Origin of the sequence: Winogradskyella sp. HaHa_3_26 (assembly GCF_019278425.1) — a bacterium.
GTDB lineage: Bacteria > Bacteroidota > Bacteroidia > Flavobacteriales > Flavobacteriaceae > Winogradskyella > Winogradskyella undariae.
The window spans coordinates 1,568,035-1,589,845 of the sequence record NZ_CP058981.1 but is presented as its reverse complement, the minus strand read 5'-3'; the positions used below and the strand labels follow the sequence as shown (position 1 = coordinate 1,589,845).

Below are 21,811 nucleotides of genomic sequence, written 5' to 3'. Positions count from 1 at the left end.
TATAATATTTCCCTAAAATTCTGTAATTTCGCACCTCGAAAATAAAACAGAATAATGAGCACAAAGTTCCCTGAATACAAAGGACTTAACTTGCCAAACGTTGCAGATGAAATCGGTAACTATTGGGAAGCTAACGATATCTTCGATAAAAGTGTAACCACAAGAGAAGGAAAACCACCTTTTGTTTTTTTTGAAGGACCTCCTTCAGCAAACGGTTTGCCTGGTGTACACCACGTTTTAGCACGTGCGATTAAAGATATTTTTCCACGTTATAAAACCATGAAAGGTTTTCAAGTTAAACGTAAAGCAGGTTGGGATACACATGGTTTACCCGTAGAACTTGGCGTAGAAAAGGAACTTGGTATTACCAAAGAAGATATTGGTAAAAAGATTACTGTAGAAGACTATAACGAAGCGTGTAAAAAAACCGTTATGCGTTATACGGATACTTGGAACAACCTTACCAAAAAAATGGGTTATTGGGTAGATATGGACGATCCGTACATTACCTACAAATCTAAATACATGGAAAGTGTATGGTGGTTGCTCAAACAGATTTACGAAAAAAACTTAATATATAAAGGGTATACCATTCAGCCGTATTCACCTAAGGCAGGGACAGGTTTAAGTTCACACGAATTGAATCAACCTGGAACCTACCAAGATGTAACAGACACAACGATTGTTGCGCAGTTTAAAGCTAATGCAGAATCCTTGCCAGAATTTCTTCAGAATGAAGGTGATATTTTCTTTTTAGCATGGACAACAACACCGTGGACGCTTCCAAGTAACACGGCATTAACGGTTGGACCTAAAATAGACTATGTTTTAGTTGAAACTTATAATCAATACACATTTAAACCTATGAATGTGGTTTTGGCTAAGAATTTAGTCAATAAACAATTTGATGGAAAGTTTAAGAAAGTTGAAACAAAACCAGAATTAATTGAGTATAAAGAAGGCGATAAAAAAATCCCTTTTTATGTCGTTAAAGAATTCGTTGGAAAAGATTTAGTAGGGATCACTTACGAGCAATTATTACCATATGCTTTACCAAACGATAATCCTGAAAATGCTTTTAGAATCATCTCTGGAGATTTCGTAACGGTTGAAGATGGTACAGGTATCGTACATACAGCACCAACATTTGGAGCAGATGATGCCTTGGTTGCCAAACAAGCCTCACCAGAAATTCCACCACTTTTAGTAAAAGATGATAATGGTAATTTAGTGCCATTAGTAGATTTACAAGGAAAGTTTAGACCAGAAATGGCTGAATATGCAGGTAAGTATGTAAAGAACGAATATTATGATGATGGTGAAGCACCAGAACGTTCTGTAGATGTAGAGCTAGCTATTCAATTAAAAACAGAAAATAAGGCTTTTAAAGTCGAAAAATATAAGCATAGTTACCCAAATTGTTGGAGAACCGATAAACCAATTTTATACTATCCGTTAGATTCTTGGTTTATTAAAGTCACCGATGTTAAAGGGAGAATGCACGAGTTAAATACGTCTATTAACTGGAAACCAAAATCAACGGGTGAAGGCCGTTTTGGAAACTGGTTAGCAAACGCAAACGACTGGAATTTATCGCGATCTCGTTTTTGGGGAATTCCATTACCAATTTGGAGAACAGAAGACGGAAAAGAACAAATTTGTATCGGTTCTGTTGCAGAATTAAAATCAGAGATAGCAAAATCTGTAGAAGCAGGTGTAATGTCTGAAGATATATTCGCTGAATTTGAAGTTGGTAATATGTCTGAAGCAAATTACGAAACTATCGATTTACACAAAAATGTAGTCGATAAAATTATTTTAGTTTCAGCATCAGGTCAGCCAATGAAACGCGAAAGTGATTTAATTGATGTTTGGTTCGATTCGGGTTCTATGCCTTATGCGCAATGGCATTACCCATTTGAAAATAAAAACTTAATTGATAATAAAGAAGCATTTCCTGCAGACTTTATTGCTGAAGGTGTAGATCAAACCCGTGGATGGTTCTATACACTTCATGCCATTGGAACTATGGTTTTCGATTCTGTAGCCTATAAAAACGTCGTGTCTAACGGATTGGTTTTAGATAAGAATGGACAAAAGATGTCTAAGCGTTTAGGTAACGCCGTAGATCCTTTTGAAACACTATCTAAATACGGAGCAGATGCCACACGTTGGTATATGATTAGTAACGCTAACCCTTGGGATAACTTAAAATTTGATAGCGAAGGTATTGCTGAGGTGAGTCGTAAGTTTTTTGGAACACTTTATAATACGTATTCATTCTTCACATTATATACCAATATTGATGGTTTTAATTATAGTGAAGCAGATATTCCTTTAGAGGAACGTCCAGAAATTGACCGTTGGGTACTTTCAGAATTAAACACATTAATTCAGCGTGTGGATGAATATTATGCAGAATATGAACCAACAAAAGCGGCACGAGCTATTTCAGACTTTACACAAGATCATTTAAGTAACTGGTACGTGCGTTTAAGTAGAAGACGTTTCTGGAAAGGCGATTACCAAACCGATAAAATTTCGGCATACCAAACACTTTATACGTGTATGGAAACCATTGCAAAACTTGGTGCTCCAATAGCCCCTTTCTTTATGGATCGTTTGTATTTAGATTTAAATGCTGTAACCAAAAAAGAAACCTTTGAAAGTGTACATTTAGCAGATTTCCCAGTTGCAGATACCAATGTTATGGATACTGTTTTAGAACGTAAAATGTATAATGCACAAACCATTTGTTCCTTAGTATTATCATTAAGAGCTAAAGAGAAAATTAAGGTGCGTCAGCCACTTCAAAAAATAATGATTCCGGTTCAGAATCAACAACAAAAAGAAGAGATAGAGGCTGTTTCTGAGTTAATTAAACATGAAGTTAACATTAAGGAAATTGAACTTTTAGAAGACGCTTCTGATATCTTAGTAAAACAGATAAAACCTAATTTTAAGACTTTAGGTCCTAAATTTGGTAAGGATATGAAGCTGATTGCTAATGTAGTAAGAGGTTTTGGTGCTGATGATATTAAGAATATTGAGCAAAATGGAACTATAGACGTTGAGATTAACGGAAAAAATATTACTTTGGGTCTTGATGATGTGGAGATTACATCGCAAGATATTGAAGGATGGCTAGTAGCTAATGAAGGCGCTTTAACAGTGGCTTTAGACGTTACGATCAACGAAGATTTACGTGAAGAAGGCATTGCTAGGGAGTTAGTAAACCGTATTCAAAACCTACGTAAAGACTCAGGATTTGAGCTTACAGACAGAATTGACGTACAAATTCTAAAAGAAGACCAAATTGTAAAGGCCATATCTTCAAATGAAGCGTATATTAAATCTGAAACATTAACAGAAGATTTACAAATTATGGACACTTTAAACAATGGTATAGAAATTGTATTTGACGATGTCAATACCAAATTGTTTATTAAAAAACATTAATACTATGGCTACAGAAACTAAAATTAGATATGCTGATAAAGATTTAGAAGAATTTAGAGTAATACTTCAAGATAAAATTAAAAAAGCAGAGCACGACTTACAGCTTATTAAGAGTGCTTATATGAATGACTTTGATAATGGGACTGATGATACATCTCCTACATTTAAAGCCTTTGAAGAAGGAAGTGCAACAATGAGTAAAGAATCTAACTCGGCATTAGCAATTCGTCAAGAAAAATTTATTCGCGATTTAAAAAACGCGATTATTCGTATCGAAAATAAAACGTTTGGTATTTGTCGTGTTACAGGAAAACTGATTAACAAAGAGCGTTTAAAGTTAGTGCCACATGCCACGTTAAGCATTGAGGCAAAGAACATGCAATAAGTTTCTGTAAAAACAGAAATCTTATTTAATTGAGATTATATTTTGAATACCACTAAAATCATAAAACCTTTAGGTTATACTTTTATGGCTTTAGTCTGTGATAATAAAAGACCTTATCGATTTTTACAATCGGTAAGGTCTTTGTGTTTTATAATGGTGCTCTTTTTTTCGGTCTTTATTTCGTCAGCTCAAAATAGGCTTGAAAAACAATTGTCTGCCGCGCAAATAGAAACGATTACCATTAACGGAGATCAGATTTTTAATATTTCGGTTTCAACATCAAAAACAAATCATATTAGTGTAATTTCTACTTTAGATGGCGAATATCAAAATGATTTTCAGATCGTTTTAGAAGAAGAGAATCATACACTTTATTTAAGTTTAGAGCATGTGTCGTTATTTGATATTCCAGATGATAAACGAAGTGCACATAAAGTTATAGCAGCAACTTTACAGTTGGTAATTCCGGAAAAATTAGCTGTAAATATTATAAGTGATATTGGTTCTGTAGATTTAGAAGGGAATTTTAAATCGCTTTATATTGAATTGTTAAGCGGAAAATGTAATATGGAAGGTACATCTAATATCGCTACAATTAATACAATAGAAGGGGATATTGACGTTATTGCAGAAGGGGTTTTTGAGGCGGATTCTAATCATGGTGAAATTTCTATAGATGCGCTTTTTAATTCAGATTCTATATGGAAGTTAAAATCTATTAAAGGAAATATTACAGTTGCAAAGCCCAATTAATCCTTTATTTTTACTTAAAATCATTGCATGTCTTTAAAGAAAGCCTCATTTGTCGTTATTTTAATTTTATTGATAGACCAAATCAGTAAAATTTATATAAAAACTCATTTTCAGTTAGGTGAAGATGTTACTGTTTTTTCTTGGTTTAAAATTGCTTTTATCGAAAACGACGGCATGGCTTGGGGAACCAAATTGAGTGATTTTACCACTTTAATTTCCGATAGATCAGCAAAATTGTTTTTAACATTATTTAGAATTGTCGCTGTTACAGGTATTGGGTTTTGGTTGGTAAATGTTACTAAGCAAAAGAAATCTAAAACCTTGGTGTTTGCTATTTCAATCATTTTTGCAGGAGCTTTAGGTAATATTATAGATTCTGTTTTTTACGGTGTTTTATTCAATGACAGTATAATGCAAGTGGCCACATTTTTACCTGAAAACGGTGGTTATGCTGGTGTTTTTCATGGTAATGTGGTAGATATGTTATATTTTCCTATTTGGAGTGGTGTAATGCCAGATAATTTGCCCTTAATTGGCGGTAAGTATTTTTCTTTTTTCGATCCTGTTTTTAATGTTGCCGATATGGCCATTAGTACAGGAATAGGCATTTTAATTGTGTTTAATAAGAAAGCATTTGAAGAACCTGCTAAAATTGAAACACCCGATTTGGAGTTACACAATAATCCAACTTAATATCATTTTCTTCAGCCTCAAAGGTTTCGTATTCAACATCAAAAAAAGACAGACCGATTTTTAGAGTTTCAGGTTTGCAATTGGCTAAAAAACGATCGTAAAATCCTTTTCCATAACCAATTCTTTGTCCTGTTTTATCAAAAGCTAAAAGTGGTATAAAAACTACTTCTAATTGCGATGATGGAATTTCTATACCATCAACCGGTTCTGGGATGTTGTATTTATTCTTTTTAATTCTGGTATTATCCATAAGCAAGTAGTGCGTCATGGAATAATCTTCAAAATTACTTTTAGAGATAATGATGTTCTTGTCCTTCCCAGAAAGAATATTTAAAATGTAATCGGTATTAATTTCCTTTTGTTCTTCAATAGTTAAGAAAATATGAAAAAAGGTTTTACTCCAAATATCTAATTTTAATAATTTATTAGCGATCTCTAGACTAAAATCTTCTACTTGATTTTCGGTTAGTTCTTTTCTTAATTGCTTATATTTTTTTCGGAGTTCCGATTTTTTCATGCTTTAACTTTTGTTGAAATATGAAAAATAGCATCGCCTTGGTATATGATTGGAGATTCGTTTATATTAAAAATATAACCATCATTTGGTGCTTTAACAAAATGATTAAAACTACCATAAGGATCTGTAATATTACCTAATACATCTCCTTTTTTAACTTCAGAATTAATTACCACCGTAGCTTTAAACATACCGGAATATTTAGCTCTAATCCATTTACTATCTAAAAGGCAAATACAAGGATTTTTAGCTTGTGAAGCTTTAAAGTTTCGATTAAGCATATTTAGATGATATAAAACACGTTTAATACCATTAACACCTATGTTGGTAATTGTGTTGTCAATATTAGAGGATTTTCCACCTTCAAAAAGTAGAATCGGAATTCCGGCTTTCTGACACGTTTTTCGAAAAGATTTACTGATATTATTAGAATAAAAAATAAAAGGTGCTCCAAAAACCTGAGCTAATTCTTCTAATTTATCGTCATCTTTAGTAATGCGTATATGAGCAGAATTAAAACGATCGGCTCCACCGGTATGAAAATCTAATACCAAATCTGCATGTGGTAAAATTTCAGTAACTAATTTATTAGCTACTCTACTGGCTAAAGAACCGCCACTTACACCAGGGAAAACACGATTAAGATCACGACCATCTGGAAATAGACGATCTAAGTGAATAAAGCCAAATACATTGATTACCGGAATGCAAATAATAGTACCGCGTTTGGGTTTATTAATTCCTTTAGAAATAATTTGACGTACAATCTCTACACCATTAACTTCGTCCCCATGGATACCTGCTGTAATTAAAACAACAGGTCCTGGTTTTTTAGAACGCTCAATAATTACAGGAACATCAATAGTGTTTTGCGTATGTAATTTAGCAACATTAAAGTTGACTTTGGCGCTTTGTCCTAAGCCTACATCTTTGCCTAAAATTCGTAATATATCGGGTTCGTCCATGTAAATATTTTATGCCCTAAGGACATTATTTTCTATTGCGTTCAATAAATGTGATAATTGCTTTTGCTATATTTTTGTGGGTTGCACCTTCAATGCCTTCTAGTCCTGGAGTAGAGTTTACCTCTAATAGTAAAGGACCACGTTCAGATTGCAACATATCTACACCACAAACGGGTAGTTTTAAAACCTTAGCTGCATTCATAGCTAATTTTAGTTCATCTTCATCTAATTTTATAATATTAGCAGAACCACCACGATGCAGGTTAGATCTAAATTCGCCTTCTTTACCTTGGCGTTTCATAGCACCAACAACTTGGCCATCTACAACTAAAGCTCTTAAATCGGCACCTTTAGCTTCCTTAATAAACTCTTGTACAATAACTCTTGCTTGTAAACCATTAAAGGCTTCTAAAACAGATTCTGCTGCGTTTTTAGTTTCAGCTAAAACTACACCAAGCCCTTGTGTACCTTCTAATAATTTAATGATAACAGGAGTTCCACCAACGTAATTAATAACTTCTTCAACGTCTCTAGAATAGTTTGTAAAAACTGTTTTTGGCATTCCAATACCAGCTTTACTTAAGCGCTGTAAGCTTCTTAATTTATCACGAGATCTTGTAATAGCATCAGATGCAGCAATAGTAAAAACACCCATTTCTTCAAACTGTCTTACTACAGCACAACCATAAAAAGTTATTGACGCTCCAATTCTAGGAATAATAGCATCGACATAATCTAAGTAACGATCTTTATAGTAAATGGTTGGTTTTTCCTTTTCTATAATAATGTCGCATTTTAAAGGATCAATAATTTCAATTTTATGACCTCTCTTTTCGCCTTCTTCGATTAATCGTTGAGTAGAATAGAGTTCTGCATTGCGCGAAAGAATTACTATGTTCATTTAATTAGGGTTTGTTTAAAAGATTCGTTTTCTAGATCGACATCGACCAAATATTTGTGTTTTAAGAATTGACGACCAATGAGCACAGGAAATTTCATGTCTGATCTAGTGCTTAAAGTTAGGTTAATCTTATACTTTTTTCCAAAGAATATTACAGTTGTTTTTATTTTGTAACGATTTTCTTTAAAACCGTTACTACTTTTGACATCTGTATAGGTGTAAGTGTCAAAAACAACTTCGTCACTTTTAAAATTAGGATGTCCTTTACTTTCAAAAATACAGTAAAGTTTACCATCTTCTTCTCTAACTTTAGAGCAATGAATGGCAGATGTATAAGCACCTGTGTCTATTTTAACATCGATAGTGCTGAGTTTTAGTTCTGGAAAATCGACTTTGTCAACACGGCCTAAGGTTTTTTTTGTCATGTTTAAATTTTATAAAAATGAGGCGCAAGGTAATCATAAAGTGTATTAAATATACATAGTTATTATTACCTTTGGTTAAATGCCAGAATCTCCATTAGACATACAAATAAAAACCCTTCCACACCAGCCTGGTGTCTATCAATATTTTGATGCAGACGAGCGTTTAATCTACGTTGGAAAGGCTAAAGATATAAAAAAACGAGTAAGCAGTTATTTTAATAAGCATCACGATTATGGTAAAACCCGTGTTTTGGTTAAAAATATTGTTTCGGTAAAACACATTGTTGTAGAAACCGAAAACGATGCATTACTGCTTGAAAATAACCTGATAAAAAAATATAAGCCTAAATATAATGTGCTTTTAAAGGATGATAAATCGTATCCTTGGATTTGTGTTAAAAAAGAGCGTTTTCCTCGCGTGTTCCCAACACGTCGTGTTATAAAAGATGGTTCAGAATATTTTGGACCTTACACAAGTATGAAAACTGTAAAAACACTATTAGGTCTAATAAAAGGTTTGTATCAATTAAGAACTTGTAATTATGATTTATCTGAATCTAAAATTAATTCAGGAAAATATAAAGTTTGTTTAGAATACCATTTAGGAAATTGTTTAGGGGCTTGTGAAGGTTACGAAACAGAAGAAGAATATCAAGCAAATATTATTGCTATAAGAGAAATTTTGAAAGGGAATTTTAAAGACTCTTTACAACAATTTAGAATTCAGATGCGTCAGCATGCAGAAGCCATGCAATTTGAAGATGCACATAAAATTAAAGAAAAACTTGAGGTTTTAGAAAACTACCAAGCCAAGTCTACCATTGTAAATCCTAAGATTAGTAATGTCGATGTGTTTTCTATTATTAGTGATGAAGGTTATGCTTATGTTAACTTTTTACAACTGAGTTATGGTTCTATTATTAGATCGCACACTTTAGAATTAAAAAAGAAATTACAAGAAACGGATGAGCATTTGTTAACCTTGGCTATAACTGAAATTAGACAGCGATTTAATTCTAATTCAAAAGAAATTTATGTGCCTTTTAAGGTTAATTTAGGTGGTGATATAAAAATAACAATCCCGAAACTTGGAGATAAAAAAAGTATCTTAGATTTATCCGTTAGAAATGCGAAGTATTACCGAATGGATAAGATGAAGCAGATAAAAATTGTGGATCCAGACCGGCATGCTAACAGAATTATGGCACAAATGAAGGCTGATTTGCTTTTGCCTGAAGAACCAAGGCATATTGAATGTTTTGATAACTCTAACATTCAAGGGACAAACCCAGTTGCTGCTTGTGTAGTTTTTAAAAACGGAAAACCTAGTAAAAAGGATTACCGTCATTTTAATATTAAAACAGTTGTGGGTCCTGATGATTTTGCGTCTATGGAGGAGGTTGTTTACAGGCGTTACAAGCGTTTGTTAGATGAAGATGAACCATTGCCACAGCTTATTATTATTGATGGTGGAAAAGGGCAATTATCATCAGCTTTAAAAAGTTTAGACGCTTTAGGTTTGCGTAATACCATTGCCATTATTGGTATTGCTAAAAGGTTAGAAGAATTGTTTTATCCAGATGATCCTATTCCTTTATATTTAGATAAGAAAAGTGAAACGTTAAAGGTGATTCAGTTTTTAAGAAATGAAGCCCATCGTTTTGGGATAGAACATCATAGAAATAGAAGAAGTAAAGGCGCTTTAACTACAGAGTTAGAAAATATTTCAGGTGTTGGTGAGCAGACAATTGTTGATTTAATGAAGCAATTTAAAACCGTAAAACGAATTGCTAACGCTAAATTAGACGAACTCGAAGCTGTTGTTGGAGTGTCTAGAGCAAACAAAGTATATAATTATTATCATAAAGAAGAAACTTAATTTTAAAGATATATCACTTAGGTTTTTTAGGGTCTAGATTAAATAGAATGAAAAAAAAACATCTCATAACGTTATTATTTCTAATTATACTTTTTTCATTAAGAGCACAAAATAGCACAACACAATCAGAGCCTAAAGTTGGTTTAGTTTTAAGTGGAGGTGGAGCAAAAGGGTTTGCTCATATTGGTGTTTTAAAGGTTATTGATAGTTTAAAAATAAAAATAGATTATGTTGCCGGCACAAGTATGGGAGCTATTATAGGTTCTTTATATGCGTCAGGTTATTCAGGAAAACAACTCGAAGAAATTTTTGAATCTCAAGACTTTGAGGCTTTAATCAATGATAATTTTTCAAGAGCTTCTAAATCATTTTATGAACGAGAAAATGCTCAAAAATATGTAGCTAGCTTACCTTTTGATAAATTCAAAATTACCTTACCATCGGCATTATCTCGAGGGCAAAACGTTTATAATCTATTATATCAATTAATGCTTCCTGTTGATGATATTAGTGATTTTAGTCAACTTCCGATCCCTTTTTTCTGTGTCGCTACAGATATGGAAACAGGAGAATCTCTTATTATGGACAAAGGAAAGTTAGCAGAAGCTGTAACTGCAAGTGGGGCTTTACCTTCATTATTTCAACCTGTTGTTATAGGTGGAGATGTTTTAATTGATGGAGGTGTAACTAATAATTTTCCAGTAGAAGAACTTAGAGCTAAAGGGATGGATGTTATTATAGGAGTCGATGTTCAAGATCCGTTAAAAGATCGAGAATCTTTGAAATCTGCTTTAGATATCTTACTTCAGATTAATAATTTTCGCACTATAGATGCTATGAAAACTAAAGCGAAATTAGTAGACATTTATATCAAACCAGATATTTCTAACTTTTCTGTAATTTCTTTTGATGAAGGAAAAGATATAATTACACATGGAGAAATAGCCGCAAAAACACAATTAGCTAAACTTCATGAGTTAAAAAGTATACAGAAAAACTATAAAGAGCATGCTAAGCTAGAGGTTATAGATAGCCTTAGAATTAATAGTGTAAATATAGATGGTAATGACCGTTATACACGGTCTTATATCTTAGGGAAATTAAAGTTTAAAGGGGAAGAAAAAATAAGTTATTCAGATTTTAGACAAGGAATAAATAACCTTATTTCTACAAATAATTTTGATGCCTTTAGGTACCGTTTAAAGCCAACAGAAGATAAATATGAATATAATCTTGTAGGTGAAGCAATAGAGTCTCAGGCTTCTATGTTTTTGCGTTTAGGTATTCATTATGATGGACTTTATAAAAGTGCACTTCTTGCTAACCTTACTAAAAAGAAGTTGTTTTTTAATAATGATATTGCTTCATTAGATGTTATTTTAGGAGATCACTCGAGGTATAATTTTGATTATTTTATTGATAAAGGGTATTATATTAGTTTAGGGGTTAAGTCTCGCTATAATCAGTTTAATAAAAGTGTTACTTCTAGTTTAATTTTAGATGAAAATTCTCCTATACTTACCGGTTTAAATAAAATTGATGTAGAGTTATCAGATTTTACCAATCAAGTGTATTTGCAAACTATATTTAGAAAAGATTTTTCTTTAAAAGTAGGAGCTGAACACAAGCGACTTAAAATAACCTCAGAGACTATATTTAATGAGGATGAAGGAGAGGAGATTGTTTTTGAAAATACAGATTATTTTAGTGTCTTTGGAGAACTGAAATTTGATAATTATGATAATTTCTACTTCCCGAACAGTGGGTTTTATTTTAATGGAAACTTTCATTTATATTTAGACGCATCAGGTTTTAATACCAATTTTTTAGATTTCTCAATAGCTAAAGCAGACCTTGGTTATGTATTTAGTTTTAATGATAAATTGTCCTTAAAAACGGAGGCTAATGGTGGTTTTAAAATTGGTGGTGCTTCTTCAAGTTTACTAGGGTTTGGATTAGGTGGTTATGGCTTTAATTTTATAAATAATTTTTACTCGTTTTACGGGTATGATTATTTAAGTTTAAGTGGTGATAGTTTTATAAAGACAACGTTTACGCTAGACTATGAGGTTTTTAAAAAGCACCATATTATATTGGCAGCAAACTATGCAAATATAGATGATGGTATTTTTGAGAGTGGAGAATTTCTTTCTTTGCTTAATTATAGTGGTTATGCTGTTGGTTACTCTTTAGAAACTTTTTTAGGCCCATTAGAAGGTAAGTACAGCTATTCTCCAGAGACAGGTGAGAGTAATTGGTTTTTTAACCTTGGATTTTGGTTTTAATTTAATAGAAATATAGAGCAAAAAAAAGACTGCCTTTTGGCAGTCTTTATAATATGAACTATAATTAAAATAGTATTATTTATTCTTGAGTAGCTTCTGCTGCATCATCTGCACCTTCTTCTTCATCATCATCATCAGTATCTACAACTGCTAATCTACTACGTCTTACTTGGCAAATAACAGTGTTATCTGGGTGCATAAATGTGTAGTCTTCATTTTCAAGTGAAGTAATGTAAAGTTTACTACCAACTTTTAATGGTGTAATATCTACTTCAATAAAATCTGGAAGTTTAGATGGAATTGCTTTTACTCTTACTTTACGTAAAGGTACTCTTAATACACCACCATTTAAAACACCTTTAGATGATCCTACTGTATGTAAAGGAATCAACATTGAAATAGGCTTATCTTCAAAGATTTGATAGAAATCGATGTGTAAGATTTTATCTGTTACTGGATGAAATTGAATTTCTTGCATCATGGCGTTGATAGTATCGCCATTATCTAGAGTAATCACAACTGTATGCGCGCTAGCTGTATATACAAGTTTTGAGAATGCCAGTTCTGGTGCTGAGAAATGTAAAGGCTTGTCTCCTCCGTATATAACGCAAGGAACCTGACCAGCATTACGTAAGGCTTTAGAAGCTTTTTTTCCTACGCTTTCTCTTTGAGATCCGTTAATTGTAATTGATTTCATTTTTGAAATGTTTGTTTGTTAAATTTTAATTACCTCATTTTGAGGGGTGCAAATTTAGATATTTTATATGAGAATACTAGTGTTAGTTGTCTGTTTTTTACTAATGTCTTATTTGTCTATGGTTTAAGATGATAGAATACTTAAAAACAGAATAAAATAAGGCATTAATAAAGCAGTCAATTACATTACAAATTTGTTGCTAATAGATTGATTGTGGTGTACGTTATCCATTACTTCTGCAAATAAATTAGCACAACTTAAAACTCTTAATTTTTTACTTTCTTGTTTTAAAGGAATAGAATTAGTTACAATTAATTCTTCAAGTTTAGAATTCTCAAGTTTTGTATAAGCATCTCCAGATAAAATGGGGTGTGTACAAATTGCTCTTACACTTAGAGCGCCACGTTCCATCATTAAATCGGCTGCTTTTGTCAGTGTACCTGCCGTGTCTACCATATCATCAACGAGGATAACATTTTTTCCTGTTACATCTCCAATAAGTTCCATGTGAGAAATTACATTAGCTTTTGCACGTTGTTTGTAACAGATTACAACATCGCTTTTTAAAGCTTTAGAATATGCATAAGCACGTTTAGATCCACCCATATCTGGTGAAGCTATTGTAAGATTATCTAAGTTTAAACTTTTTAAATAAGGTAAAAATACAGTAGAAGCAAATAAGTGATCTACAGGTTTTTCAAAGAACCCTTGAATTTGATCAGCGTGTAAATCCATTGTAATTATACGAGTTGCACCAGCTACTTCTAACATTTTAGCGACTAATTTTGCAGCGATAGGAACTCTAGGTTTGTCCTTTCTGTCTTGTCTAGCCCAACCAAAATAGGGCATAACTGCAGTAATGTGTCTTGCAGAAGCACGTTTAGCTGCATCGATCATTAAAAGCATTTCCATTAAATTCTCTGGGCCAGGATGCGTAGATCCAATAATAAAAATACGAGTTCCACGTATAGATTCTTCATAAGAAGGTTGAAATTCGCCATCACTATAAGTAGAAGTAATAACGTTTCCTAGTTTAACTCCATACGCTTTTGCGATTTGTTCAGCTAAGTCTTGACTTTGAGCACAAGTAAAAATTTTGGCTTCTGTGGTTTCGTAAGACATTTGTTTTTAGGGTTTTAGTTGTGGTTTGTTGTGTTTTTTATGTGTTGCCAAATTTAGAAAATTATTTTGCGTGAAAAAATTATAAAACCTACTATTTTTTGATGTGTTGCCCGAATTAATTTCTTACTTTTGCGGTCCTATAATTTGCTCAAGTGGTGGAATTGGTAGACACGTTGGATTCAAAATCCAATGTCGCGAGACGTGCGGGTTCGATTCCCGCCTTGAGTACAAAGCTTTGTAAATAGTATTTACAAAGTTTTTTTTTGTCTAAATCTTAAAGCCACTAAACAAAACATTGCTCGCAAAGTCCTTGTATTAGTATCTGAGAAACTTCTACTTTTCGGTTTGGTATATGGGGAATAGGCATGTTTATAGATAAACAATCTACCTTGCCACACTTTAAACATTGAAAATGTGGATGAACATCTTTATGTTTTGATGCAGAACAACCATTACACTTTGCATACCATTTTAGTCCATCTTTCCCTAAAAAAGAATGCAATACACCATCTTCTTCAAGTCTGTCTAATACACGATAAATCGTTGTTTTATTAAACTTAGAATCAAGTTGTTCAATTAATTGTTTTGCAGAAATAGCTTCCTGACCTTGGTTAAATTCGTTAAGTAATGCTTCTACCGATTTTGTTTTTCGTATCACTCCCATAATACAAATATAATGCAACTAAGTTGCGATAACAAATTTTTTGTTTAAGTTTGCAACTGAGTTGCATTAATGTGTGTTTATGATATTTACAAAACAAAAATCAGACGAATTGGGTGCTATGGCAAGTGCGCTTTGCCTTGTTCATTGCGTTGCTACACCTTTTTTATTTATTGTTCAAAGTTGTTCTGTAGCAACTTGTAGTAAAACGCCAACATGGTGGGGATTTATAGATAGTTTTTTTCTTATTATTTCTTTTTTTGCCATTTATCGTTCTGCACAAACCTCAGGTAATAGCTGGGTAAAACCTGTATTATGGGTAAGTTGGGGATTATTGTTTTTTATTATTGTCAACGAAAAAATAGCTTGGTTTTCTATACCTGAATACTGGATTTATATTCCTGCAATAGCGTTAATTGTATTGCATTTATATAATAGAAAATATTGCCAATGTAACTCTGATAAATGTTGTACAAATGAAGGATAAAGAAAATATAATAATTACAGGAGATCATCATCTTTCAGCAAATATTCAAACACCATTACGTAAAGATGCGTTTGAAAAAACGGATGCTGAAAAGATTGAAAATATTCAATATCATTTTAAAAAGATAATGGAAGAATTAGGTTTAGACCTAACAGACGATAGTTTGTCTGGCACGCCATATCGCTTTGCTAAAATGTATGTAAAAGAGTTGTTTTATGGTTTAAACCCTGCAAACAAACCTAGGTTATCTACGTTTGAAAATAAATACAATTATAAAAAAATGTTAGTGGAGCAGCATATCACTATCAATTCTGCTTGCGAACACCATTTTTTACCTATAACGGGTTATGCACATGTGGGTTATATTCCTAAAGATAAAGTTGTAGGACTTTCTAAAATTAATCGTCTTGTCGATTATTATTCTCGTCGGCCTCAAGTTCAAGAACGCTTAGTGCTTCAGATTTTACAAGATTTACAAAACGCTTTAGAAACTGAAGATGTCATTGTTTCGGTAACTGCAAAACACCTTTGTGTGTCTTCAAGAGGTATAAAAGACCAAAGCAGTTATACAACAACTTTAGAATATGGCGGACGTTTTTCAGAGACTGCAATTCGACAAGAGTTTTTAAATATTGTAGCACAAGAGACACCTTAAATAAGGAGGTGATAAAGTTATAGCAATTACAAATAAGTCCATTTTTATAGATATCAATTATTAGTTATATGAAAAAATTACCTGTAACGGTTTTAAGTGGTTTCCTAGGTTCAGGAAAAACCACATTGTTAAATCATATTTTACATAACAAACAAGGTTTAAAAGTTGCTGTAATTGTTAATGATATGAGCGAAGTGAATATCGACGCACAATTCATTGAAAACGAAAACACATTATCTAGAACCGAGGAGACGCTTGTAGAAATGTCTAACGGCTGTATTTGTTGTACACTTCGTGAAGACTTAATGATAGAGGTTGAAAAACTAGCGGCTCAAAATAAATTTGATTATTTGCTCATAGAAAGTACGGGTATAAGTGAGCCTATTCCTGTTGCACAAACCTTTTCTTTTGAAAGCGAAGATGGTAAAATTGATTTAAGTCGGTTTAGTTATATAGATACTATGGTTACGGTTGTGGATGCCTTTAATTTTTTAAAAGATTTTTCTAGTGCCGATTATTTAACCACTAGAGCACTTACAGATATAGAAGGGGATGATAGAACTATTGTAAATCTATTAACCGACCAAATTGAGTTTGCTAATGTGATTATCATTAATAAAATAGATTTAGTTAATGAGGAGCAACTTAAAGAACTTAAAAGCATTCTTCATAAATTAAATCCAGAAGCAGAAATTCATCTTACTAATCAATCAAATATAGCTTTAGGTGCTGTAATAAATACGGGATTATTTGATTATGACAAAGCAGAAGCTTCTGCGGGTTGGGTAAAAGAACTTGAAAATGAGCATACTCCCGAAACCGAGGAATATGGTATTAGTTCTATTGTTTTTAGACGTCGAAAGCCCTTTCATCCAGAACGTTTTTTAAATTATTTAAATTCAGGTTTTCCTCAAAATATTATTAGGAGTAAAGGATTATTTTGGATGGCTTCAAGATCTAATCAAGCCTTAATATGGAGTTCTGCGGGTGGATCTTGTAAAGCGGATTCTGCTGGAGTTTGGTGGGCATCTATGCCTTTTTCAGAGCGTATAGATTACAATGCGTTTAATGAGAATCAAGCAGATATCGAATCTAATTGGGATGTATTGTATGGAGACCGAAAAATAGAATTGGTATTTATTGGCCAATATTTAGATAAGGCAGCTGTGATGGCACAACTTGAATCTTGTTTGCTTACAGATCAAGAGGTTCTGTTGTGGGAAAATAATAGGTTCCCTCAAGAGGATCAATGGCCTGTAGTTAGATAAAGAAGATTAATTTTAAAAATGGTACAAACGCGTAATCTTACATTTCAATATAAAAAAAAGGATGCGATGTTTCGTTTTCCTGATATCAGTTTAGAGAAGCAAGAACACTTGCTCATTTTGGGAGCGTCGGGTATAGGTAAAACGACTTTATTGCATCTTTTAGCGGGGGTTTTGCAACCGTCTTCTGGTATTATTTTTATAAATGAAGAAGATGTAACCACATTACACCAGCGGAAATTAGATCAGTTTAGAGGGCAAAACATAGGACTTGTTTTTCAAAAAAAACATGCTATTACCTCTTTAAATGTGCTCGAGAATTTACAAGCACGTTTGTATTGTAGTAAAAAACCTGTCAATCAAAATAAGATTGATGCTTTATTGTCTCAATTAGATTTATTACAGCATAAAACCAGTAAAATAAATGCCCTTAGTGAGGGGCAATTACAGCGTCTCGGTATAGCATTAGCTGTAATACATCAACCACAACTTATATTGGCTGATGAGCCTACCTCTAGTTTAGATGATAAAAATTGTAAAAAAGTTATAGAATTATTAATAAAACAAGCAGCACAAACTGAAGCTAGTTTAATTGTCATTACTCATGATCATCGAATAAAACCCTATTTTCAAAATACCATAACGTTATGAATATTTGGAAAATTAGTATACAAAACATAAAAACAAAACCTTTATATACATTTTTAAGCATTTGTATTTTAGCACTTAGTATTACGCTTCTTTTAGGAATAGAACAGTTAAAACATAGTTTTAAAAACCAAATAGAAACTAATTTAGGAAAAATAGATTTAGTTATTGGAGCCAAAGGCAGTCCGTTACAATTGGTTTTAGCATCCGTATTACATTTAGACAATCCAACAGGGAATATTTCATATAGTGAAGCTAAAGAAATAGGAAAAAACCCAAGAATTAAGTCGGCAGTGCCTATTTCTTATGGTGACAATTACAAAGGTTTTAGAATTGTAGGAACTACTAATGATTTTCAAAAAATATATCAAGCCGAATTAGAAACAGGGCGTCATGTAGAGAAATCTATGGAAGTGGTTTTGGGAGCTACTGTTGCAAAAACATTAAATATTAAAGAAGGAGATACTTTTTTAAGTTCTCATGGTTTAGTGGAAAATAGTGTGGATGTTCATGCTGATGAATTAACTGTGGTTGGTATATTAAAACCGACACAAAAAGTAATAGATCGCTTAATTGTTACTAATTTAGAAAGTGTTTGGGATGTGCATCATCATGAAGAGGAGGTAGATGAAAATCAAACGGAGCACCATCACCATCATTATGAAACAGCGGAAGAGGAAAAGGAAATCACTTCATTATTAGTTACCTTCAAAAGTCCTAGAGCGCTTTTAACTTTTCCTAGAAAAATTAACGAAAGTACCAATATGCTTGCTGCTTTACCCAAGTATGAACTTCATAAATTATATGAATATACAAGTGTCGGTTTTCAAACCATTTCTTGGATTGCCTATTTAATTTTAGTGATGTCGTGCTTAACCATTTTTATCAGCTTGTATAAAATGGTAAAAGAGCGCGCTTTTGATTTGGCTATTTTACGAACTTATGGTGCTAGCAATTTCCAGTTAATAAAAATGGTGTTGTATGAAGGTGTACTTATAGCTTTTTTAGCATTTGCCCTTGGCTTTTTACTCGTTAAAATAGGATTAAATTATGTAGTTGATTTTATAGCCTCTAAGAGCCAGCGAAATATACTTCAAGAATTGCCTTTTCAAGAGGTCTTACACTTGGGAGGTCTTGTACTTTTAATGGTGATTTTTTCTGCAACATTAGCTTTATACCCGATTATAAAAATGAATATTTCAACAATTTTAAGTCATGAAAAATAACCTTCTATATGTAATTGTATTTTTATCTTGCTTCTTAGGTTTTAGTCAACAAAAAATAACTTGGGAAGACTTATCAAAGGTTGATTATGAAGATAGATTTTTTCCTATTTATGAAGAATATTATAAGTACCCTACCTTTTTACCTTCTGTAAAGGCATTGGCAGGGAAGCAAATTGAAATTACAGGTTATTTTTTAAATATAGCACCAGAAGATGGCGTTTATATTTTGTCTAAAACACCAATGTCTTCGTGTTTTTTTTGTGGTCAAGGTGAGCCAGATACTGTAATTGAACTTCAATTTAAAGAAGCGCCAAACTTTAAAACAGATGCTGTTGTGGTTATGACAGGTAAATTAGTATTAAATAGAGAAGATGTAGATCATTTTATTTTTATTCTTGAAGACAGTAAAGGAGAACTTGTAGATTAATTATTATACCATATTAAAATGAACAGAAGAAATTTTTTTAAAAATGGGTCACTATTTGCATTAGGGACAGCACTATTGCATCCTTTTGATAGTTTAGCTAATGAAATTGGCCATGACGTTACGGATAAAAATAAAAAAGCAAAGAACATTATTGTTGTTGTAAGTGATGGTATGAGTACTGGTACGCTAAATATGGCCGATTTGTATCTCTCTAGAAAAACAGGTGTTGGTTCTAATTGGTTAGACTTATATAAAAAGAATAAAGTGAGTAGAGCGCTTATGGATATGGCATCGGCAAGTTCTATTGTCACCGATTCTGCTGCAGCTAGTTCATCTTGGGGTGGTGGAGTGAGAATTGAAAATGGCGGTTTAAATGTTAGTAAAAGTGGAGAAGCGCATCTTCCTATTTGGCAGAAATTCAAGACATCTGGAAAAAAGGCTGGTTGTGTCACTTCGGTTCCTATTACACATGCAACGCCTGCTGGTTTTTGTGTGAATTCTAAATCTCGAAATGCACAACAAGATATTGCAGAAAAATATTTAGAACAGAAGTTTGATGTGATGATGGGTGGTGGTGGTGATTATTTTTCTTCAGATAAAAGGAAAGATAAAAAAGACATGTATCAAGAGTTTAGGTCTAAAGGTTATCAGGTTGTGAGCACAAAACAAGCTATGCTTTCAGCAGAAACAAACAAGCCTATTTTAGGTGTTTTTAATGATAATGCTCTTCCGTATGCTATTGATAGAGATAATAATAAAGAATTGGTTCAAAACATACCAACACTTGCTGAAATGACTAAAAAAGCCATTGAAACCATGAAAGATCATTCAGAAGGTTTTGTGTTACAGGTTGAAGCAGGGAAAGTAGATTGGGCTGCTCATGGTAACGATATTGTTGGATTAATACACGATCAAATTGATCATGATGAGGCTATTAAAGTCGCTATGGATTTTGCAGAACAAGATGGGGAAACCTTAGTTATTATAACTACAGACCACGGTAATGCAAACCCTGGTGTTATTTATGGATCTGATGCTAATGATAATTTTGACTCTATTCAAAACTATAAGCATACTAACGAATGGATTTTAAATGGTATTGGTAAGGAAACATCTATATCTCAAATAAAGGAAAGAATAGATTATGCCAATAATATTGCGCTATCAAACGAAGAGAGTAAGCAATTATTAGATTATTACAAGGATATACCAAAAGCAGATGGACTTTATAACCCAAAGCATCTTCCTTTTAATATCTTGGCTAGAATGCAAAAACCGCATAATTCAGTAGGTTGGATAAGTATGCAACATTCTGCTGATTATGTTGAATTAGCTATATATGGACCAGGAAGTCATCTGTTAAAGCCGTTTATAAAGAATACAGATTTACATTATTTAATGCTTGAAGCTGCTGAAATAGAAAATAAATTTTAATCTTTTTATTTTGAAACTTATTGAATTCGAATAAAATAGATGATAATTTTATATAGTGCTGTAGTAGTTAAATAATTGATTTATTCATGAATTACTAGAAATGGAATATCCGTATGGTAACTAATTTTTTCAACTCTAGAGTGAAATAAAATACTTTGAAAATAATTTAAGTTTTTTGCAACCATTGCAATCATATCAATCGATTTTTGCTCAACAAAAGACTGTATGGCATCTTCTACTTTTTTACATTCTAAATTTTGAAAGCTAGGTTTGTATTCTTCAAAATAAGTAGAAATTATATCTAGGTTTGTAAGCTGTTCTGCATTTAGTTTAGCTTCTCTTCTTTGAATATGAACAATACTTAGGTTTGCTTTAGACGCTTTTAAAACATTTGTTAGTGGTTCTAAAGTTTTTAAATCGTATGCCAAATTAAAATCAGAAGGAAATGCCACTTCTTTGATTTCGTTATATTTTGCACATTCGGGTACAACTAATGTTGTGCATTTTACTTTGGTAATAACATCGCCTGTATTGCTGCCTACAATATATTTTTTTAAACCAGAAGCTCCTTTTGTACCCATTACAAGGGTATTTATTTTTTTTTCTATAACATGTTTTCTTATAGATTCTAAAAAGAATCCATACTCTGTTAAGGTGTAAAAATGATGATTATCGTTAGCTTTATCTACTTCGTGTATTCTTTTTAATAAGGATGCTAACCTCTGTTTTGAAGGTTGGGTGTATAAATCATTGATTTGTTCTGCTGTTGGGGTTGTGTTACTATCACCCCCTATAAAGCTATCTGTGATGCATACGTTAAGTATGTAGAAATTACATTTTACAGATTTATAAAAGTCGATAGCATACAAAATTGCATTCCATGAATTTTGAGAAAAGTCTGTAGGTAGTAAAATATTCATCGTATCG

General features: G+C 32.5%; 21 protein-coding genes and 1 tRNA gene. 14 read left to right on the top strand and 8 right to left on the bottom strand.

Features of this window, described 5'->3' with window-relative positions:
* Positions 1–54 precede the first annotated feature (54 nt).
* From ileS to H0I32_RS06835, 4 genes are read left to right on the top strand one after another with little or no spacing between them, the layout of a single operon-like run.
* Entirely contained in the window at positions 55–3,459 is a 3,405-nt protein-coding gene (ileS, locus tag H0I32_RS06850) for an isoleucine--tRNA ligase (protein WP_179312463.1), read from the top strand.
* 4 nt (positions 3,460–3,463) lie between these two features.
* Positions 3,464–3,844: a TraR/DksA family transcriptional regulator gene (locus H0I32_RS06845; RefSeq protein WP_179312465.1), complete on the top strand. Its 381-nt coding sequence runs from the start codon at positions 3,464–3,466 to the stop codon at positions 3,842–3,844.
* Between the two features lie 42 nt (positions 3,845–3,886).
* Positions 3,887–4,597: a hypothetical protein gene (locus H0I32_RS06840; protein ID WP_179312467.1), complete on the top strand. Its 711-nt coding sequence runs from the start codon at positions 3,887–3,889 to the stop codon at positions 4,595–4,597.
* 27 nt (positions 4,598–4,624) lie between these two features.
* A complete protein-coding gene (locus H0I32_RS06835; protein WP_179312469.1) occupies positions 4,625–5,290 on the top strand; it encodes a lipoprotein signal peptidase in 666 nt (221 codons plus the stop codon).
* Here the strand turns inward: H0I32_RS06835 and H0I32_RS06830 are convergent.
* Genes H0I32_RS06830 through H0I32_RS06815 form a run of 4 tightly spaced genes read right to left on the bottom strand, consistent with a single transcriptional unit; the run spans position 5,244 to position 8,098 of the window.
* Positions 5,244–5,807 (bottom strand): 5-formyltetrahydrofolate cyclo-ligase, encoded by a 564-nt coding sequence (locus H0I32_RS06830; protein ID WP_179312471.1) that lies wholly within the window; start codon positions 5,805–5,807, stop codon positions 5,244–5,246. The genes H0I32_RS06835 and H0I32_RS06830 overlap by 47 nt on opposite strands.
* Positions 5,804–6,772, bottom strand: coding sequence for a succinylglutamate desuccinylase/aspartoacylase family protein (locus tag H0I32_RS06825; protein ID WP_179312473.1), 969 nt, complete (start codon positions 6,770–6,772; stop codon positions 5,804–5,806). The genes H0I32_RS06830 and H0I32_RS06825 overlap by 4 nt, the downstream gene beginning before the upstream one ends.
* 25 nt (positions 6,773–6,797) lie before the next feature.
* Positions 6,798–7,673 carry a 30S ribosomal protein S6--L-glutamate ligase gene (gene rimK / locus H0I32_RS06820; protein WP_173588248.1) on the bottom strand — a complete coding sequence of 292 codons (876 nt, stop codon included), beginning with the start codon at positions 7,671–7,673 and terminating at the stop codon, positions 6,798–6,800.
* The gene (locus H0I32_RS06815) at positions 7,670–8,098 is read right to left on the bottom strand and encodes an ATP-dependent zinc protease (protein WP_179312475.1); all 429 of its coding nucleotides are present in this window, start codon (positions 8,096–8,098) and stop codon (positions 7,670–7,672) included. Before H0I32_RS06815 ends, rimK begins: the two co-directional genes overlap by 4 nt.
* Before the next feature lie 79 nt (positions 8,099–8,177).
* On the opposite strand from H0I32_RS06815, the gene uvrC reads away from it, so the two are divergent.
* Positions 8,178–9,977 (top strand): excinuclease ABC subunit UvrC, encoded by a 1,800-nt coding sequence (gene uvrC, locus H0I32_RS06810; protein ID WP_179312477.1) that lies wholly within the window; start codon positions 8,178–8,180, stop codon positions 9,975–9,977.
* Between the two features lie 47 nt (positions 9,978–10,024).
* Positions 10,025–12,262, top strand: a complete 2,238-nt coding sequence (locus tag H0I32_RS06805; RefSeq protein ID WP_179312479.1) for a patatin-like phospholipase family protein — start codon at positions 10,025–10,027, stop codon at positions 12,260–12,262.
* Positions 12,263–12,341: 79 nt separating this feature from the next.
* Here the strand turns inward: H0I32_RS06805 and H0I32_RS06800 are convergent, their stop codons facing one another.
* Entirely contained in the window at positions 12,342–12,959 is a 618-nt protein-coding gene (locus tag H0I32_RS06800; RefSeq protein WP_179312481.1) for a 50S ribosomal protein L25/general stress protein Ctc, read from the bottom strand.
* 180 nt (positions 12,960–13,139) lie between these two features.
* Positions 13,140–14,081 carry a ribose-phosphate pyrophosphokinase gene (locus tag H0I32_RS06795; RefSeq protein WP_179312482.1) on the bottom strand — a complete coding sequence of 314 codons (942 nt, stop codon included), beginning with the start codon at positions 14,079–14,081 and terminating at the stop codon, positions 13,140–13,142.
* 146 nt (positions 14,082–14,227) lie between these two features.
* On the opposite strand from H0I32_RS06795, the gene H0I32_RS06790 reads away from it, so the two are divergent.
* Positions 14,228–14,309 (top strand) — tRNA-Leu (locus H0I32_RS06790).
* Between the two features lie 55 nt (positions 14,310–14,364).
* On the opposite strand, the gene H0I32_RS06785 is transcribed toward H0I32_RS06790, so the two are convergent.
* Positions 14,365–14,745 (bottom strand): Fur family transcriptional regulator, encoded by a 381-nt coding sequence (locus H0I32_RS06785; protein WP_173588254.1) that lies wholly within the window; start codon positions 14,743–14,745, stop codon positions 14,365–14,367.
* Positions 14,746–14,824: 79 nt separating this feature from the next.
* Here H0I32_RS06785 and H0I32_RS06780 point away from each other — a divergent pair, with 79 nt between their 5' ends.
* The 7 genes from H0I32_RS06780 (at position 14,825) to H0I32_RS06750 (ending at position 20,884) form a co-directional block, all read left to right on the top strand.
* Positions 14,825–15,229, top strand: a complete 405-nt coding sequence (locus tag H0I32_RS06780) for a MerC domain-containing protein (protein ID WP_179312484.1) — start codon at positions 14,825–14,827, stop codon at positions 15,227–15,229.
* A complete protein-coding gene (folE, locus tag H0I32_RS06775; RefSeq protein ID WP_179312486.1) occupies positions 15,219–15,884 on the top strand; it encodes a GTP cyclohydrolase I FolE in 666 nt (221 codons plus the stop codon). The genes H0I32_RS06780 and folE overlap by 11 nt, the downstream gene beginning before the upstream one ends.
* A gap of 68 nt (positions 15,885–15,952) precedes the next feature.
* On the top strand, positions 15,953–17,152 hold the full coding sequence (locus tag H0I32_RS06770) for a GTP-binding protein (RefSeq protein WP_179312488.1): 1,200 nt from the start codon (positions 15,953–15,955) through the stop codon (positions 17,150–17,152).
* A gap of 18 nt (positions 17,153–17,170) precedes the next feature.
* Entirely contained in the window at positions 17,171–17,800 is a 630-nt protein-coding gene (locus H0I32_RS06765) for an ABC transporter ATP-binding protein (protein WP_179312490.1), read from the top strand.
* Positions 17,797–19,023 (top strand): ABC transporter permease, encoded by a 1,227-nt coding sequence (locus H0I32_RS06760; protein ID WP_179312492.1) that lies wholly within the window; start codon positions 17,797–17,799, stop codon positions 19,021–19,023. Before H0I32_RS06765 ends, H0I32_RS06760 begins: the two co-directional genes overlap by 4 nt.
* Entirely contained in the window at positions 19,013–19,450 is a 438-nt protein-coding gene (locus H0I32_RS06755; RefSeq protein ID WP_179312494.1) for a hypothetical protein, read from the top strand. Before H0I32_RS06760 ends, H0I32_RS06755 begins: the two co-directional genes overlap by 11 nt.
* Positions 19,451–19,468: 18 nt before the next feature.
* Entirely contained in the window at positions 19,469–20,884 is a 1,416-nt protein-coding gene (locus H0I32_RS06750) for an alkaline phosphatase (RefSeq protein WP_179312496.1), read from the top strand.
* An 80-nt stretch (positions 20,885–20,964) separates the two neighbouring features.
* On the opposite strand, the gene H0I32_RS06745 is transcribed toward H0I32_RS06750, so the two are convergent.
* Entirely contained in the window at positions 20,965–21,804 is an 840-nt protein-coding gene (locus H0I32_RS06745) for a universal stress protein (RefSeq protein WP_173588262.1), read from the bottom strand.
* Positions 21,805–21,811 lie beyond the last annotated feature (7 nt).

What these genes read in the sequence shown, in the direction of transcription:
- ileS (WP_179312463.1), top strand. Translation starts at nt 55, where the DNA reads ATGAGCACAAAGTTCCCTGAATACAAAGGACTTAACTTGCCAAACGTT.
- H0I32_RS06845 (WP_179312465.1), top strand. Translation starts at nt 3,464, where the DNA reads ATGGCTACAGAAACTAAAATTAGATATGCTGATAAAGATTTAGAAGAA.
- H0I32_RS06835 (WP_179312469.1), top strand. Translation starts at nt 4,625, where the DNA reads ATGTCTTTAAAGAAAGCCTCATTTGTCGTTATTTTAATTTTATTGATA.
- H0I32_RS06830 (WP_179312471.1), bottom strand. Translation starts at nt 5,807, where the DNA reads ATGAAAAAATCGGAACTCCGAAAAAAATATAAGCAATTAAGAAAAGAA.
- H0I32_RS06825 (WP_179312473.1), bottom strand. Translation starts at nt 6,772, where the DNA reads ATGGACGAACCCGATATATTACGAATTTTAGGCAAAGATGTAGGCTTA.
- rimK (WP_173588248.1), bottom strand. Translation starts at nt 7,673, where the DNA reads ATGAACATAGTAATTCTTTCGCGCAATGCAGAACTCTATTCTACTCAA.
- H0I32_RS06815 (WP_179312475.1), bottom strand. Translation starts at nt 8,098, where the DNA reads ATGACAAAAAAAACCTTAGGCCGTGTTGACAAAGTCGATTTTCCAGAA.
- uvrC (WP_179312477.1), top strand. Translation starts at nt 8,178, where the DNA reads ATGCCAGAATCTCCATTAGACATACAAATAAAAACCCTTCCACACCAG.
- H0I32_RS06805 (WP_179312479.1), top strand. Translation starts at nt 10,025, where the DNA reads ATGAAAAAAAAACATCTCATAACGTTATTATTTCTAATTATACTTTTT.
- H0I32_RS06800 (WP_179312481.1), bottom strand. Translation starts at nt 12,959, where the DNA reads ATGAAATCAATTACAATTAACGGATCTCAAAGAGAAAGCGTAGGAAAA.
- H0I32_RS06795 (WP_179312482.1), bottom strand. Translation starts at nt 14,081, where the DNA reads ATGTCTTACGAAACCACAGAAGCCAAAATTTTTACTTGTGCTCAAAGT.
- H0I32_RS06785 (WP_173588254.1), bottom strand. Translation starts at nt 14,745, where the DNA reads ATGGGAGTGATACGAAAAACAAAATCGGTAGAAGCATTACTTAACGAA.
- H0I32_RS06780 (WP_179312484.1), top strand. Translation starts at nt 14,825, where the DNA reads ATGATATTTACAAAACAAAAATCAGACGAATTGGGTGCTATGGCAAGT.
- folE (WP_179312486.1), top strand. Translation starts at nt 15,219, where the DNA reads ATGAAGGATAAAGAAAATATAATAATTACAGGAGATCATCATCTTTCA.
- H0I32_RS06770 (WP_179312488.1), top strand. Translation starts at nt 15,953, where the DNA reads ATGAAAAAATTACCTGTAACGGTTTTAAGTGGTTTCCTAGGTTCAGGA.
- H0I32_RS06765 (WP_179312490.1), top strand. Translation starts at nt 17,171, where the DNA reads ATGGTACAAACGCGTAATCTTACATTTCAATATAAAAAAAAGGATGCG.
- H0I32_RS06760 (WP_179312492.1), top strand. Translation starts at nt 17,797, where the DNA reads ATGAATATTTGGAAAATTAGTATACAAAACATAAAAACAAAACCTTTA.
- H0I32_RS06755 (WP_179312494.1), top strand. Translation starts at nt 19,013, where the DNA reads ATGAAAAATAACCTTCTATATGTAATTGTATTTTTATCTTGCTTCTTA.
- H0I32_RS06750 (WP_179312496.1), top strand. Translation starts at nt 19,469, where the DNA reads ATGAACAGAAGAAATTTTTTTAAAAATGGGTCACTATTTGCATTAGGG.
- H0I32_RS06745 (WP_173588262.1), bottom strand. Translation starts at nt 21,804, where the DNA reads ATGAATATTTTACTACCTACAGACTTTTCTCAAAATTCATGGAATGCA.